Origin of the sequence: Qipengyuania aurantiaca, assembly GCF_019711375.1 — a bacterium.
GTDB classification, from domain to species: domain Bacteria; phylum Pseudomonadota; class Alphaproteobacteria; order Sphingomonadales; family Sphingomonadaceae; genus Qipengyuania; species Qipengyuania aurantiaca.
The window spans coordinates 837405-853556 of the sequence record NZ_CP081295.1 but is presented as its reverse complement, the minus strand read 5'-3'; the positions used below and the strand labels follow the sequence as shown (position 1 = coordinate 853556).

Annotated in this window: 7 protein-coding genes; 3 read left to right on the top strand and 4 right to left on the bottom strand. The window is 64.5% G+C overall.

Features of this window, described 5'->3' with window-relative positions; genetic code table 11:
- Positions 1 to 17: 17 nt before the first annotated feature.
- The 4 genes from K3148_RS04110 to K3148_RS04095 form a co-directional block, all read right to left on the bottom strand.
- On the bottom strand, positions 18 to 302 hold the full coding sequence (locus tag K3148_RS04110; RefSeq protein WP_221426051.1) for a hypothetical protein: 285 nt from the start codon (positions 300 to 302) through the stop codon (positions 18 to 20).
- Entirely contained in the window at positions 292 to 1719 is a 1428-nt protein-coding gene (locus K3148_RS04105) for a type II and III secretion system protein family protein (protein WP_221426050.1), read from the bottom strand. The genes K3148_RS04110 and K3148_RS04105 overlap by 11 nt, the downstream gene beginning before the upstream one ends.
- A gap of 1 nt (position 1720) precedes the next feature.
- Entirely contained in the window at positions 1721 to 2659 is a 939-nt protein-coding gene (gene cpaB / locus K3148_RS04100; RefSeq protein ID WP_221426049.1) for a Flp pilus assembly protein CpaB, read from the bottom strand.
- Positions 2660 to 2798: 139 nt separating this feature from the next.
- Positions 2799 to 2993: a Flp family type IVb pilin gene (locus tag K3148_RS04095; RefSeq protein WP_221426048.1), complete on the bottom strand. Its 195-nt coding sequence runs from the start codon at positions 2991 to 2993 to the stop codon at positions 2799 to 2801.
- Positions 2994 to 3838: 845 nt separating this feature from the next.
- Between K3148_RS04095 and K3148_RS04090 the strand changes: the two genes are divergently transcribed.
- From K3148_RS04090 to K3148_RS04080, 3 genes are read left to right on the top strand one after another with little or no spacing between them, the layout of a single operon-like run.
- On the top strand, positions 3839 to 13972 hold the full coding sequence (locus K3148_RS04090) for a DUF5801 repeats-in-toxin domain-containing protein (protein WP_221426047.1): 10134 nt from the start codon (positions 3839 to 3841) through the stop codon (positions 13970 to 13972).
- A 34-nt stretch (positions 13973 to 14006) separates the two neighbouring features.
- Positions 14007 to 14717, top strand: a complete 711-nt coding sequence (locus tag K3148_RS04085; RefSeq protein WP_221426046.1) for an OmpA family protein — start codon at positions 14007 to 14009, stop codon at positions 14715 to 14717.
- Positions 14718 to 14732: 15 nt separating this feature from the next.
- Positions 14733 to 16136 (top strand): TolC family protein, encoded by a 1404-nt coding sequence (locus tag K3148_RS04080; protein ID WP_221426045.1) that lies wholly within the window; start codon positions 14733 to 14735, stop codon positions 16134 to 16136.
- The last annotated feature ends 16 nt before the right edge of the window (positions 16137 to 16152 follow it).

The following is a 16152-nucleotide window of genomic DNA, read 5'->3' as shown; positions in this document are numbered from 1 at the left end:
GCTCGCAATTGTATCGCTCAGTTGTCGATGTTGTCGGTGGTGCTGATCCGCTCGGGCTGTTCGACCTGGCCTTCGCGATAGGCGTCGGCAGCACGAACGGCGTTGGCAGCCGAGGTCGGCGGGATCGGATCGGCGTATTCGGGCGAAGGATCGATCACCTGCGCGGCCATGGTGGCGCGGTTGGCATCGCCCCAGGTCGGGTCGCCCTGCGTCAGGTCGAACCGGCCTTCGGTGTTGGTGCAGCCACCTGCGGCCAGCGCGGCGAGGCTTGCAAGGACGAGATTCTTGCGATCAAAAGGCATAGTCGTCGGCCTCCGTAGCGGTGGCATCGGCAGGCACGGGGCCCGCGATGGGATCGAGCGGTTTGGGGCGATAGGCTTCGCCGTTGAGCAGCACGTCGGCCTCGCTCGGGTCGTAGATCCGGTCTGTCGGCAGGCGCACCTGGCCGGGCTTGATCGGCGCAACGAGGCGCGGCGTGACGACGATCAGCAGCTCCGTCTCGCCCTTCTGGAAAGAGGAGGAACGAAACAGTGTGCCGATGATTGGGATCGAGCCGAGCAGCGGGACCTGGTTGACCGTGGTCTTGAAGTCGCGCTGCAGCAGGCCGGCGATGGCAAAGCTCTCGCCATCGCGCAGTTCGAGCACGGTGCTCGCCCGGCGGGTCTGGAGACCCGGGATTTGCAGGCCGTTGATGTTGATCGAGGCGGTCGGGTCGATCGAGGACACTTCCGGCTCGACAACCAGGTTGATCACCTTGTCGGACAGCACCGTCGGCGTGAATCCGAGGCTGACGCCGAAGGGCTTGAACTGGACGGTGACGGCGTTGTTGCCGTCCTGCCCGCCACCGCCGCCGCTCTGGACGACCGGGATCGGGAATTCGCCGCCAGCGAGGAAGCTGGCGCTCTCGCCCGAAAGCGCGATCAGGGTCGGTTCGGCCAGCGTCTTGGCGAGGCCTTTTTCTTCCAGCGCATCGAGCGTGGCATCGACCGTGAGGCCAAAGACATCGTTGAAGATGCCGCGGATGATGCCGAATGACCCGACGATACCGTCGGCGTTGGTCGCGCCGTTTACGAGCCGCGCGCCGTCACCGGTCACGCCTTCGAAATCGGTGCCATTGCTGAAGAAGGCGCCGGCGCCGAGATCCTTGCCGATCGTGCGGGACACTTCGGCGAAGCGAACTTCCAGCATGACCTGCTGGCTTCCGCCGAGCGTCATCAGGTTCACGATTTTGTCGTCAGGTGCATAGGCGCGAGCAAGTTGCATCGCGCGGTCCGCAACGCCGGCATCGCTGACCGTACCCGACAACACGATGGCACCGTTCGACACGCGTGTCTCGACCGGCTGGCCGGGCATGAGCTGGCCCATCTGCTCGCGCAGGCCGACCACGTCGGGCCCAACCGAGATGTCCATCACCGCGATCACGCGGTTGTTGCGATCGTAAAGCGTCAGCGATGTCGTGCCGACGGACTTGCCGAGGACATAGATCGAATTGCTGGAGATCGGGAGGATGTCGGCGACTTCCTCATTGCCGATCATCGCCCGGTCGATCGCGGTGTCCGCGGTGAGCACCTGGCTCTTGTTGACGGCGATATCGACCGTGCCGGCGTGCATGGTCATCCCGTTCTGCGCCTGGACCTGCGCGCTGGCGGCGGTCGGGGCGAGGGCGGTGCCGGCCAAGGCCAGCGCAAGTGCGGCGAGCGGCGTCGTGAACCTGGTCATCTTAGCGCTCCACTTCGTAAGTCTTGCTGTCGGTGCCGCGAACGACGCTCATCGTCGGCCCGCGCGGACGGCTCGGTGCGGCCGAGGCGGCACGCGAGGCCTGCGTTGCTCCCCCGAGCATGGCAGGCGTGATGTTGATGACGGGCGTGGTGCCACCGCCGCCAGCGTTGGCGCCGCCGGACGAACCGCGACGGCCGTAGATACGGTAACCGCTGCCGCCCAGATCGTTGGTCACGACGGTCTCGGTCGCGCCGACTTCCTGGTTCTCGACATTGCGCAGCGCCAGGGTGAAAGTGCCGACTTCGCGGGCGAGAGCCAGCTTCTGCGCGCCGAACAGGTCGGTCTGTACGGTAGCCGTGCGGCTCACCTGCGGTTCGGTTGCCTTGTCGTTGGCGACCTGGTCGGTGGCGAGGACGAGGACATTCTCGAGGACCACGGTGGTCATCTTGTCGGCGTTGCCCGAACCTTCGCCGGGAATCTGGCGCGTCAGCATGATGTCGACGACATCGCCAGGGCGCACGAAGCCGCCGACGCCTGCAACCCGGTTCACGGGAATGGCCACGGCGCGCATGTCGGGCGGAAGATTGGCGGACAGGGTCGCGCGCCCGTCTGCGCCGCTGACCTTGCTGGTAAGAATGGGTTCGCCGATCGTGATCGGACGAAGCGCAACACGCCCGTTGGCGAGCGCTTCCTGAAGACTGGTGTAGGAGCCCTGCGGAACCGAGCCGGCCGGCCAGTTCACAAGGCGGGTATTGGTCTCGGTCAACGGTTGGCCGAACTGGATTTCCTGCGTGGCAACGACGATGCGTGCCATTTGCAGCTCTTCGGCTCGGCGGTCTTCGCGTTCCTGGACGCCGCTGAAATAGGAGTTGGCAAGAAAAACGGCGATCAGGCCGATGAATATCGCGACCGCCAGGATAATGAGGTTTCTTCCTCGCATGCCTAGGCCCCCCTTTGGCAAGGCGAATATGCCGCCCGAGAATAAGATTAACGTATTTAAGGCTTCAAGTCATGCGCCAATGCATGAAAGAAGAAAGGCCCCCGCGACCTTTGTGTCGCGGGGGCCTCAATTTTAGTGCTTATGCGGTGCATGCACCAGCGGCTGCACCCGGCGAGCACTTGGTGACCTGCGAGGTCGCTGCCTTGATCGAGCCGTCAACAGCTTGGCCAAGTGCGTAAGCAGCGAAAGCGATGCCGGCGCCGACGACGGCGAGGATCAGAGCGTATTCAGCTGCCGAGGCACCCGATTCGTCACGAAGAAAGTTCTTGAACATAGTAATTTACCCCAAGTTTAATCCGGAAAGGCCCCCTGCTGGGATTTGCCCGTCCAATTTGTCGAAGGTCCCGGCATCTATTTCCGGATAACCGCCGCTCGAAGGGGGTAGTGTGGAACCGGCGCGGCCCGATTATTATTATCGGCCCTTGCGCCGATCGTTGCACGCTGGCTCCCTTCGAAGCCCTTAGAAGTTCGCTGAATTGCAGCTTGGGGTCAACTTTCTTGCAACCAATAAAAAGTATCTTCTAAAAACAGCGATTTACGTGTTGGGGATGTTAAGGGGCAAGGTTAATTTCCTGGCCGATTGTGACATTTGGCGCGCACTGCGTGGCCGATTCGCAGCGAATCGTTTCATTGGAATGAATTCCAAGGGGGAATCGCCTTCCGGATTTGCATGTCCCACGGCGTCCGATGCTGCGATTCGCCTGTGCTTAAATGGTAAAGCGGGTATCTCCACCGGCCACTGCCTCCTCCGCTCATGACTCGCTGTCCCAAAACGGGAGGCGGTCATACTATCAAGCAAAATCAGCATTTTAGGGTAGAAAAGCAGTCATATGCGGCCCGATTGACCTCGTGTGCACCATGAAGAGAACGTTAATTCGATTGCATAGAGTGTGCTCCGAAGGTTACTTCAATTGCAACGACATACATTCCCTTGGCTGAGTCGCCTTGGGGGGCAGGACAACAAGTCGGGACCGCGAGACAGTACGGATGACCTCTTCAGGCAACGGCCTATTGCCAAGCCGCATAAGAGGCCCACGGCCGATCTGATCGGCTCCTCATCCGCCCACTGTCCGCACCGGAAGGATCTTCCTTCCACCCGGCGGAGCAAGGACGGATGACATGGACAGCTTCGAAACGCGCAACGACTTCGCTGGCACGGATAACAGCGAAAACCAGGCTGCCGACACGCAGGCCGATAACGCGTCGACCCGCGCAGCGCGCAGCGGCGATGTCATCCTTCAGCCCGATGCGAACGGAGTGGTCGAACTCCCCGCCGGCATCTCGCTCGACGACCTGAGTGTTCAGGGCCGCGATCTCGTCATCGTGATGGAAGACGGCTCGCGCATCATCATTCCCGAAGGCGCGATCATCGTGCCGCAGATCGTCGTCGATGGCGTTACCGTCCCTGCCGCCAACCTCGCCGCCCTGCTCACCGGCAACGAACCGCAGCCGGCCGCTGGCGACCCGCAGAGCTCGGGCGGCAATTTCGAAGTCGATCCGGGCAACATCCAGGCAGCTTATGCGATCGGCAACCTGCTGCCCTACACCGAGCTGCAGTTCCCGCAGCCCGAAGAGCGCGAGATCATCCCCTACGATGTCGAGGAAGACCCCGTCATCGTGATCGAAACGCCGGACAATCCGATCGGTGTCATCAACGCCATCGCCACCGTCGATGAAGACGGCCTGCCCGCACGCACGGTCGACGGCGTCGCCGAAGCGGAAGGTACGCGCGAGGCAACGAACAGCGAAACCGCGACCGGCACCATCGTTTTCAACGCGCCGGACGGCGTCGCTTCCGTTCTCATCAACGGCGTGGCCATCACCGAAATCGGTCAGACCTTCGAAGGCGCGATGGGTACGCTCACCATCACCAGCATCGACCTGGCGAATGGCGAGATCGGCTTCAGCTACACGCTGGGCGACAACATGGTCGGCGGTGGCCTTGACGGCTCCTTCGTCATGACCGTCATCGACACCGATGGCGACCGTGCGGACGCAACGCTGCAGATCAATGTCATCGACGACGCACCGATCGCCCGCGATGATACGGGTGAAGTGGCCGCCGGAACGCATGGCCCGATCACCGGCGATGTGCTGGTGAACGACGAATCGGGTGCCGACAGCTATGCCGCCGAAGGCGCCGTGTCCGGGTTCTCCAACGCCGGCGGCTCGGCCCAGCCTGGCGACACGCTCGTTGGCGAATATGGCGAGCTGACCCTCAACGCCGACGGCACTTACAGCTACACCCGCTTCGTCAACACGCCGGGCGGTGTGAGCGAGACTTTCGATTACACCATTGTCGACAGCGACGGCAGCACCAGCACCGCAACGCTGACCATCAACATCGGCGACGCGCCCGATGCGGTGACCGACGTCCCGACCGGCGACGACGCCACCGTGGTCGACGAAGGCCAGCTGCCGCCGACCACCGGTACGCGCGACGACGAACCGCAGGGTTCGGACTTCGACGGCGACACCGAAACCGCTACCGGCGTGATTACATTCCGCTCGCCCGATGGCGTCGGCTCGGTGACCATCGGCGGCACGGTGGTCGATCCCGACAACCTTCCGCAGGTCGTCGTCAGCGACGAAACCGGCACGCTCACCGTAACCGGCTACACGTATGATCCGGTGACCGGTGAAGGCACGATCACCTATGTCTACGAGCTAACCGACAACACGGGCGATACCGACGGCACCACGGTCGATTTCCCGATCGTCATCACCGATCTCGACGGCGACACCGCCGAAGACGATCTCGTCATCACCATCGTCGACGACACGCCCGAGGCGCTGGACGATTTCGCCGCCCAGGGCAGCGAAAACGCCTCGATCACCGTCGATGTGATCGACAACGACACGCCCGGCGCCGACGGCGTCGATCTTGCCACCGGTGTGGCCGTTGTCGACGGCTCGCTCTCGGGCGGCGGCACGCTCACCTACAATGGCGACGGCACCTTCACCTACGCGCCCGCTCCGGGCGAGGAAGCGCCGGTCACCTTCGACTACACCATCACCGACGGTGACGGCGACACCGCGACCGCGACGGTCACCATCACGCTGCAGCCCGACTCGACGCCCGAAATCGGCGTGAGCGGCGAAGACACCGTCTTCGAAGAAGCGCTGGCGGCCCGCGACGGCGAGCCGGCCGGTTCGAACGAGGCCAGCGACGGCGAATTCGCCACCGGCGCCATCACCATCGCGACCGGCGGCGACACCGTCGCTTCGCTCGTCATCAACGGCGTCGATGTCACCGGCGGCGGCACGGTCACCACGGCAAGCGGTGTGCTGACCGTTACGCTGACCGACGGCCAGTATGGCTACAGCTACGAACTCACCGACAACACGCTGACCGATCCGAGCACCGACGATTTCACTCTGGTGGTCACCGACAGCGACGGCGACAGCGCACAAACGACGTTGGTGCTCACCATCGTCGACGACAACCCTGCCGCAGCCGACGACGCCAACAGCATCGCTGCCGGCGAATACGGCCCGGTCACCGGCAATGTCATCGCCAACGACACCGTCGGTGCCGATGATGCCGATGTCACCTCCTTCACCGGCGCGAACGGCACGGGCGCGGCAGGCGACACGATCCAGGGCGAATACGGCACGCTCACCATCGAAGCCGATGGCAGCTACACCTACACCCGCAATCCGGGCACGGACGGCGGCGTCTCCGACACCTTCAGCTACACCATCACCGATGGCGACGGCGACACGGCTACCGCCAACCTCGTGATCGCGATTGCCGACAGCCCGGTCGTTCTCGATCTGCCGGTCGTCGGCGGCGACGGCACGCTGGTCGACGAAGCCGGCCTGCCCGCCGGTTCGGACGCAGCCAGCGACAGCGAGCTTACCAGCGGCACCTTCACTTATGACGCGCCCGACGGCCCGGCCACGGTGACCATCGACGGCCAGGCCGTGACCACGGTCGGCCAGACGATCACCGGCAGCTTCGGCACGCTGACGATCACCTCGATTGCCGAAGGCGCGATCGGCTACAGCTACGAGCTCACCACCAACACCAGCGGCGACAACACCTTCGACAGCTTCGCCGTGGTCGTGACCGACCAGGATGGCGACATCGCCAGCGGCAATCTCGACATTGCCATCGTCGACGACGTGCCGACCGCAGTTGCCGATACCGACAGCGTGACCGAGGACGGCCCGCTGACTGCCGATGGCAACGTCATAACCAACGCCGAAGCCAATGGCGACATGGGCGCCGACACCACCGGTGCCGACGGCGCAACCGTGACCGCCGTCGAATTCGGCGGCATGGCCGGAACGGTCGATGGCGCGACCGCCGGTGCCTATGGCTCGCTCGTTCTCAACGCGGACGGCAGCTATACCTACACGCTCGATAACACGAACGCGTTCGTCCAGGGCCTCGACGCGACCGAGAGCCTGACCGAAGTCTTCACCTACACGCTGACAGATGGCGACGGCGACACCAGCGTCACCACGCTGACCGTCACCATCAACGGCGCGGACGATATCGTCACCATCAACGGCCTCGACCTCGAGACGCCCGAACTGACGGTGGACGAAGACGATCTGGCCGACGGCTCCTCGCCCGATGCCGGTGCTCTCACGCAGAGCGGCCAGTTCACGGTCGACAGCCCGGACGGCCTGAGCGTGCTCACCGTGGGCGGCGTGCAGGTCTGGGGTGGCGGTGAAACCTACCCGATCGAGATCCCCGGCGCCTATGGCACGGTGCGCATCACCGGCGTCACCCCGGTGTTCGACGCCAATGGCGACGTGGTCGATGCGACCGTCACCTACGAATACACGCTTTCCGACAACACGCTGGTGCATGACGTCGCGGGCCAAGACTCGCTGATCGACAGCCTCGAAGTCGTCGCAACCGATACCGACGGTTCGCAGGACAGCGCCTCGCTCGACATCGAAGTCATCGACGACGTGCCGACCGCTGTGAACGATACGGCCACCCAGGCGGCAGAGAACGCCTCGATCACCATCGACGCGCTCGCCAACGACGTGTTCGGCGCCGATGGCGTCGACACCACCGACGTTGCCGATGTGTTCGTGGCAACCCAGCCCACGCAGGGCACTGTCACTTATGACGCCACCACCGGCCTCTTCACCTACACGCCGGTCGCAGGCGCCGGTTCGAACGGCGGACTGACCGACAGCTTCACCTACACGATCGTGGACCAAGACGGCGACAGCTCGACCGCCTCGGTCACGGTCACGCTCCAGCCCGACAGCGAGCCGAGCGGCGCCACCGTCACTGCGGCTGTCGATGACGACGGCCTGCCTGCTGGCAACCCGGACTCCGTCACGGGCGACCTCGACACCGGCATGGCCGACGAGAGCGTCTTCAACGGGACGCTGAGCTTCGATGTCGGTAACGACACTCCGGCAACGATCGGCTTCGACGCCGCCCTCGACGGTTCGACCGCGATGCTGGGCGCCGAAATGGTCACTTACTCGGTCGTCGGCACCACGCTGACCGCATCGAGCGCTCGCGGCGAAATCTTCACCGTCGAGATCACCGATACGGCCACCGGCACCTACACCGTCACGCTGCTGCAGAACGTCCTCCACGCCGATGGCATGGATGAAAACGACGCGCTCGCCAGCATCGGTTTCACCGTCGCCGACAGCGAGGGCGAGACCGCCACCGCAACGCTCGACATCACCTTCGACGACGACGCCCCGACGGCCACCGACAACACTAACGCGGTTGTCGAAGGCATGACGACTGCGGGCAACCTGCTGACCGATGACGATGGCTTCGGTGTCGACGTGAACGGCGCCGACGGCTCGCTCACCATCCTCGACGTGAGCGGCGCAGGCGGCAGCGACAACGGTGCGCCCTTCGTGGTGACCGGCCTCTATGGCGAACTGACCGTCTTTGCGGATGGCGGCTACAGCTACGAAAGCTTCGCCAACGCCACCAATGCGGATGTCACCGACAGCTTCACCTATCGCATCATCGATGCCGACGGCGACATCGCCGAGGCAACGCTCGACATCGCCATCACCAACGTTGCCGGCAATGTCGCCGACAACGATGTGCTGGTGAACGAAGCCGGACTTGCTACCGGCAGCGACGCGGCGTCCGACAGCGAAATCGATGCCGACGGCCAGATTACGGTCACCGACGCAACCGGTCCCTTCACCTTCTCGCTCAACGGCGCGGTGGCAGGTCCGGGCGCGAACGAAGTGCAGATCGACGGCACCTACGGCACGATCGTGCTGAACACCGAGACCGGCGCCTACACCTACACGCTCGACACCGCCTTCACCGACATGGTCGATGAGAATAGCACCAACACCGTGCTCGGCGCGGAAAGCTTCAACTACGAAGTGCGCGACACTTCGGGCAATCTGATCGGTTCGGACACGATCGTCGTCAACATCATCGACGACATCCCGACTGCGACCGACCAGGCGCAGGTCAATGTCGCCGAAGACGCGGCTGCCATCGGCGGCAACGTCATGACCGACGGCACGCCCGACACCGAGGGTGCGGACGGCGCGATGGTCACGGCTATCACCGTCGGCGGCATCACCACCGAGCTGGTGAACGGCGAAGCCACGGTCATCACGACCAACGGCACCTACACCATCCAGTCGAACGGTGACTGGACCTTCGATCCCAACCCGAACCTCAACCAGACGAACGGTCTGATCGTCGCCGACTTCAGCTACACGCTGACCGATGGCGACGGCGATTTCGACACCGCCACCCAGCCGATCCGCATCACCGATGGTGCCGATCCGATGGCGGGTCCCGACATCTCGCTGACCGTCGACGACCAGAACCTGGCCGACGGCTCCACCCCGGGTGCGACCACCGATAGCGACACGATCACGTTCACCGAAGGCTCGGACGATATCGCCTCGATCGTCTTCGGCGGCATCGGTGCCCTCGATGGCGGCCTGACCTGGACCCGCGTCAGCGACACGCAGATCACCGGTTCGGACGGCGGACGCCTGGTCGTCACGCTCGATCTCTCGGTCACCAACAATGTTGCGACCGTCACGGCGACGCTCAACGACAATTACGACGATCACCCGACCATCAGTGTCGATGATCTCGCAGATCTCGGCGATGTCGACGTCATCGCGACCGATATCGACGGCGACACCGCCAGCGCGACGGTCAGCGTCTCGGTCTCGGACGACCTGCCCAGCATCAGCGCAACCGATCCGGCCGCCGACAGCCTCAGCGTCGACGAAACCGATTTCGATACCGATGCGACGGCCGACTTCTCGACCCTGTTCACCTCGGACTTCAACGCCGACAATCCGGGCACGCCGGTCAGCTACGCGCTGGCTCTGAACGGCACGGCCACCGGCCTGACCGACACGCTGTCGGGCGAAGCGGTCGTCCTCGGCATGAACAACGGCGTCGTCGAAGGCCGCACCGCGCTCGGCGGAGACCTGGTTTTCACCATCACGGTCGACAGCACCGGCAGCGTCGAGTTCGACCAGCTGCGTGCCGTCCAGCACGACATCACCACTGATCACAACGACGCCGAGCCGGTTCCGGGCTGGGCGGCCGATCTCATCACGCTGACGGCGACCATCGTCGACAGCGATGGCGACACGGCCTCGGCCACTGCTGATATCGGCGGCGCGTTCCAGATCCTCGATGACGGTCCGACCGTCAGCGCGACGCTGGCAGGCGGTGCCTCGGTCGTGGTCGACGAGACGGACCTTGTTGCCGCAGCCGGCAGCATCGATCTCGGCGCGACCTACACGCAGGGCAGCGACAGCGACGTCAGCGGTTCGCCGACCCTGATCGGTTCGACTTCGGGCACCAACGTGCTCTCCGTCATCGCCGATTTCGGTGCGGACTCCAACGTCAACGGCGGCGGGCTGACCTACAGCCTGACCGTGGGCAATGGCGGCGCTTCAGGCGTCTCCACCACCGACGGTACGGCGATTACCCTGGTGGCCGTCAGCGACACGGTCGTAGTCGGCGTGGTCGACGGCACGAACACTGCAGCCTTCGCGGTCGAGATCGACCCGGCGACGGGCGTCGTCTCGGTCGAACAGTACCTTTCGGTCCAGCATGACGATCCGCTCGATGCGGATGAAGCGCTGACGCCCGAAACCCTGGCGGCCGGCGCGCTTAACGCGGTGGTCACGGCGCAGGACGGCGACGGCGACACGGCCCAGTCGGCAGCCATCGACATCGGCGGCATCATCGCCTTCGAGGACGATGGCCCGGCGATCACCAACGTTGCCGTAAACAGCAGCGTCGAGGTCGACGAAACCGATGCGGGTAGCCCGGCCGGCTTCCCGATCTCCGACACCAGCGCTGCGGCAATCATCAGCTACACTGGCGATTTCGGCACGGACGGCGCGGCAGCGGCCAATTCGGTCGTCTACACGCTCGACATCACCCAGGCCGCGACCGGCCTGCAGACGGCGCAGGGCGATTACCCGATCACCCTCGTGCAGGATGCGAACACGCCGAACGTCATCACCGGCGTCTATAACGACGGCGCTAACGATCTCACGGCCTTCACGCTGACGATCAACGCCAACGGCACGGTCACGCTGGAGCAGAATGTCGCTCTCGAGCACCTTGAAGACGGCGACAATTCGGCTGGCGAGCATGACGATACGCTCGACCTGGCGGGCCTTGTCGACGCAACGGTCACGCTGACCGATGGCGATGGCGACTTTGTCTGGCAGAGCGCAGCCATCGGCAACGCCATCGAATTCCGCGACGACGGCCCCTCGGCCGCCAACGACACCGATGCGGTCACCGAAGACACCAACACCAGCGCCAGCGGCAATGTCGTCACCGGCGTCGGTGAAGACGGCAACGCCGCGGGTGCCGACAGCTACGGTGCCGACGGCGCCGGAGCGGTCATGGCCATCGTTGGCACGGCAGCTGGCGTCATCGGCGGCAACACACCGGGCAGCTACGGTACGCTGACCATCGATGCGCAAGGAAATTACACCTACACGCTGAGCAACGGCCTTTCGGCGGTGCAGGGGCTGGGTGTGGGCGACACGCTGACCGACACCTTCACCTACACCATCACCGATGCGGACGGCGACACGTCGACCGCGACGCTGGAAATCACGATCAACGGCACCAACGATGCACCTGTCGTGGGCGCCGATGCGGTGGCGACTTCGGACGAAGGCTTGCTCGGTGGCAATCCCGACAGTGTCGGCACGCCGCAGGACACCACCAACTCGAACACGGCGAACGGCCAGGTAAATGTGTCCGACACCGATGGCGACACTCTGGAAGTCACGCTCGGCCTGCCGACCGTCGGCTCGCTCAGCTCGGGCGGCGTTGCGGTGCAGTGGACGCTGCAGGACAACGACACCACACTCGTCGGCTATACCAACGATGTGAATGACCCGGTTGTCACCGTGACGATCGCCGATGACGGCAGCTTCACGGTCAACCAGCTCCAGCAGATCGACCACCCGACCGCCAACGTCGAAGACGCTCTGACCTCCTCGCTGGTCATCCCGGTCACCGCAGACGATGGCACGACTTCGACCACAAACACGACGGCAATCACCGTGGTGTTCGAGGACGACAGCCCGATCATCGGCTCGTTCACGCCGGGCACGCAGACGATCCCGAACGAGGACAACGCGACCGCGGAAGGAACCTTCTCCTACTCGCCGGGTGGCGACGGACACGGGTCCTTCGCGATCACCGGAACGGCACTCGACGGCATCACCTATCAGACGGTCACGCAGACGATGCTCGACCTCGACGGTGATGGTGTGATGGAACAGGGTGCAGTGCTGGTCGGCGCGACGACCGACGGCAACACGCCGGTCTTCCAGTTCGCTGTCGATGTGGAAGGCAATTACGAATTCCAGCTCCTCGAGCCGGATGCCGGCACCACCACGACGGTTTCGCTGATCGGCCTGTCCGCAGGCGGCCCGACGCCGTTCCTCGAGACGCCCGATGGCTTCATCGAGTTCTCCGACCCCAACGCGGTGGATCCCAATCGCGGGGTCAACTCGGGCGGCCAGGGCTTTGGTGTCGACAACCAGTTCGTGGCCAACGGCGAAGCCTTCGAGGTGGAATTCCACTCGGCGGGCGCTGTGGGCGACCAGGATCCGCTCACCGATCCGCTCTATGTCTCGAGCGCAGAGCTCCAGGTGAACCGCGGCAGCACTTCGACCGTGTATGAAATCACCGTCTACAACGATGCCGATGGGACGTCGGAAGTGGTGTTCGTCGGTACGCTGCCGGCCAACAACTCGGTCGCCATCATCGACCCGAGCGTTCTCGATACCTTCAACCGCTTCACGGTCGAAGCGATCAGCGGTTCGGGTCAGGGCGCACGCTTCGACAACCTGAGCTACACGCAGAACATCCTGCCCGATGGCTTCACCGTTGATTTCGATGTCAGTGCGACCGACTCCGACGGGGACTCGACCGCCGTGTCGACGATCTCCATCGACGTCGATCCCAACGCTCCGGCGCAAATGGCCGCGTTGAAGTCGCTGCTGAGCACCGAGCTTGCCAACGACAACGACATGGTCGCTGGCATGACCAAGCAGAACCTCGAAAGCTCGCGCATCGACATGCGTCCGCTCGAAACGGCAACCGTCGCCGCCATGGCGACCGGCCTTGCCCTGCCGCAGGTCCAGCAGGACCTTTCGCAGACCTTCTCCGCCGCCGATTTCGCCGGACACGAGATGGTTAATTTCGAGTTTGCACCGGCGCCCGACATCCGTCCGATGGACCTGCCGGAGGCCTATGCGGCGAATTTCGAAGGTACGGTCGACATGGACGGCGGCTTCGACTTCGATGCCGGCATGGCCAATCTGCTGGGCGATATGGACGGCCTTGCGGCCACCTCCTTCGCCGCGGCTCCCGCGTTCGAAGCTCAGGCTGCCGACTTCATCGCCGACATGGCTTCGGCGCATGAGTTCGCAGGTGGCCCGAGCGTCTTCGAAGGCTTCGCCAACGGCAACGCAAGCGGCGCGATGGAAGCCCTGCTCATGCTCGAGGCTCCGGCACAGATCGCCGAGGGCGCGCTGGCTCGCGTCGAGGGAATCGCGCTGGGTGAAGCCCTGGCCGACCTCCACGCCGAGGCGCAGGTCGATGCCATCGTCGACCACTTCGCACCCACCGACGCTCCGGCTATCGCCATGAGCGTGACCGAGGGCCTTCTCGACAATGTCATCAATTCGGGCCTAACCCCACACGGGGGACCGCTGATGACGCAGGAGCAGAACGACGAAGCCGCCGCGCTGGCAGCAGCTTCCGCTTAATCGCCATGAAATCTAAGCAACAAGGGGCTTGGCAATGAAAAAAGTAACCGCGATTTTCGCGTTGGCCGGAGCCGCAGTGGGACTCACCCCCACCGCGGCCTTCGCGCAAGATGACCTGATGGCACTGGACGGGGACACGCTGCGCGATGCGGTCCAGATGCGCTACGACGCCGCGCTGGCGATGACCAACAACAGCGCCATCGTCGCCGCCAACGACCCGCGCTACATCTGGGCGAGCGAGGCCAAGGCCCAGTGCGGGATCGCGCTCGGTTACCTCAAGTCGAACACCAAGGACGAAGTCAGCCTGTCGAAGTGCGCGCTCGCCTACGACATGATGAACCGCACGCCGCAGGCCCGCGTGGCCGCACCGATGCCGGAAGCCCCGGCACCGCGCCCCGAAGTCTGCACCGCGCAGGCGCCGGGCCTGATCTTCTTCGAATTCGATTCCGCCACGCCGCAGCAGGACGCTGTCGAGACGGTGGAATATGTCGTCGAGAACGCCGGACCGTGCAACTGGACCAGCTTCACCGTCGTCGGCCACACCGACCGTGCGGGCAGCAACGCCTATAACCAGGGCCTGTCCGAACGCCGCGCCGATGCGATCGAAGGCCTCATGACCAGCCGCGGTATCTCGGGCGCGGCCATAACCACGCAGGCGAAGGGCGAAGAAACGCCCCGCGTGCCGACCGCCGATGGCGTACGCGAGCTGCAGAACCGCCGCGTCGAAATCCTGGTCAACCAGTAAGAGAGGGGACGAACAATGCGCAAGACAACCCTGGCCACCGCCGCGGCGCTCCTGCTCGCAGGATCGGCTCCGGCAGCCTTCGCCCAGACTGCCACGGCCGATACGGTCTCGATGCAGGATGCGATCTCGATCGCCATGCAGTCGAACCCGGACATCCTTCAGGCCCAGTACAACAAGGAAGCGATCGAATTCGAACGCCGCCAGGCGCAGGGCCTCTACCTGCCGCGCGTGGGCATCGAAGCGAGCGCGGGCGTCCGTCGCCTGGAAAACCAGACGCGCCGTACGCTCGGCATTTCCGATAACGAGCTCTATCCGCTCGAAGCCGGCATCAACGCCGAATGGACCGTGTTCGACTTCGGTCGTCGCCGCGGCGAATTGCTGCGCCAGGCGGCTCGTGTCGACGGCGCCTCGCTGCGCGTGGTCGAGCGTTCGGAATTCATCGCCCTCCAGATCGCGCGCCAGTATCTGGACGTGCTGCTGCAGGAACGCGTGGCCGCCGCCGCGCGTGACAACGCCGCTTTCCACCAAACGCTGGTGGGTGACCTGTCGCGCGGTGTCGACGAGGGCTCGATCTCCATCGCCGACCAGCAGCAGGCCGAAGAGCGGTTGCAGTCGGCGCTGGTCCGCAACGAGGAAGCCGATCTGGAACTCCAGAACGCCTATATCTCGCTGCGCCGCCTGACCGGTCTCGACATCAACGTCGGCACGCTGCCGCCCGATCTCTCGAGCGCCATGCCGGCCGACCTGCCGACCGCTGTCGGCCTTGCCCGCCTGAACAACCCGCTGGTTCGCGAAGCGCAGGCCGATGTCGATGCTGCGAATGCACTGGTCGGTTCGGCCGAGGGCGACCTCTGGCCCACCATCAGCCTCGAGGCCCGCGGTCGTACGGGCGAGGATATCGACGGTTTTCAGGGTGAGACCAACGACCTTCAGGCCCGCGTCGTGCTGCGCTGGGACGTGTTCGATGGCGGCATCAACCGCGCCAAGCTGCAGGAAACGATTCGCCAGGCCAGCCTTGCGCGCTACGCCCTGCACGATCGCCAGCGCGAAGCGGAAGAAGACGTCCGCCTCGCATGGCAGCAGCTCGACACGCAGCGCCGCGTGACGCAGCAGCTCGACCGCCAGAGCCAGGTCAGCGACGACCTCCTGCTGAGCTATCGCAGCCAGTTCAACATCGGTCGCCGCTCGCTGCTCGACGTGCTCGATGCGCAGAACACGCGCTTCAACACGCAGGTGCGTCTCGAAACGGCACGGTTCTCGCAATTGTTCGCGCAGTACCAGACGCTTGCTGCTACCAACCGCTTCCTCGACGCACTGAACATCGCTCCGGGTGCCGGAGCCGGTGAACAGGAACGCGCACGGTTCGATTACGGCCCGCCGGTCGAAGCCGAACTGCAGCGCCGCGTCGACGGAGACTAGACGCAAGCGCAAAGGG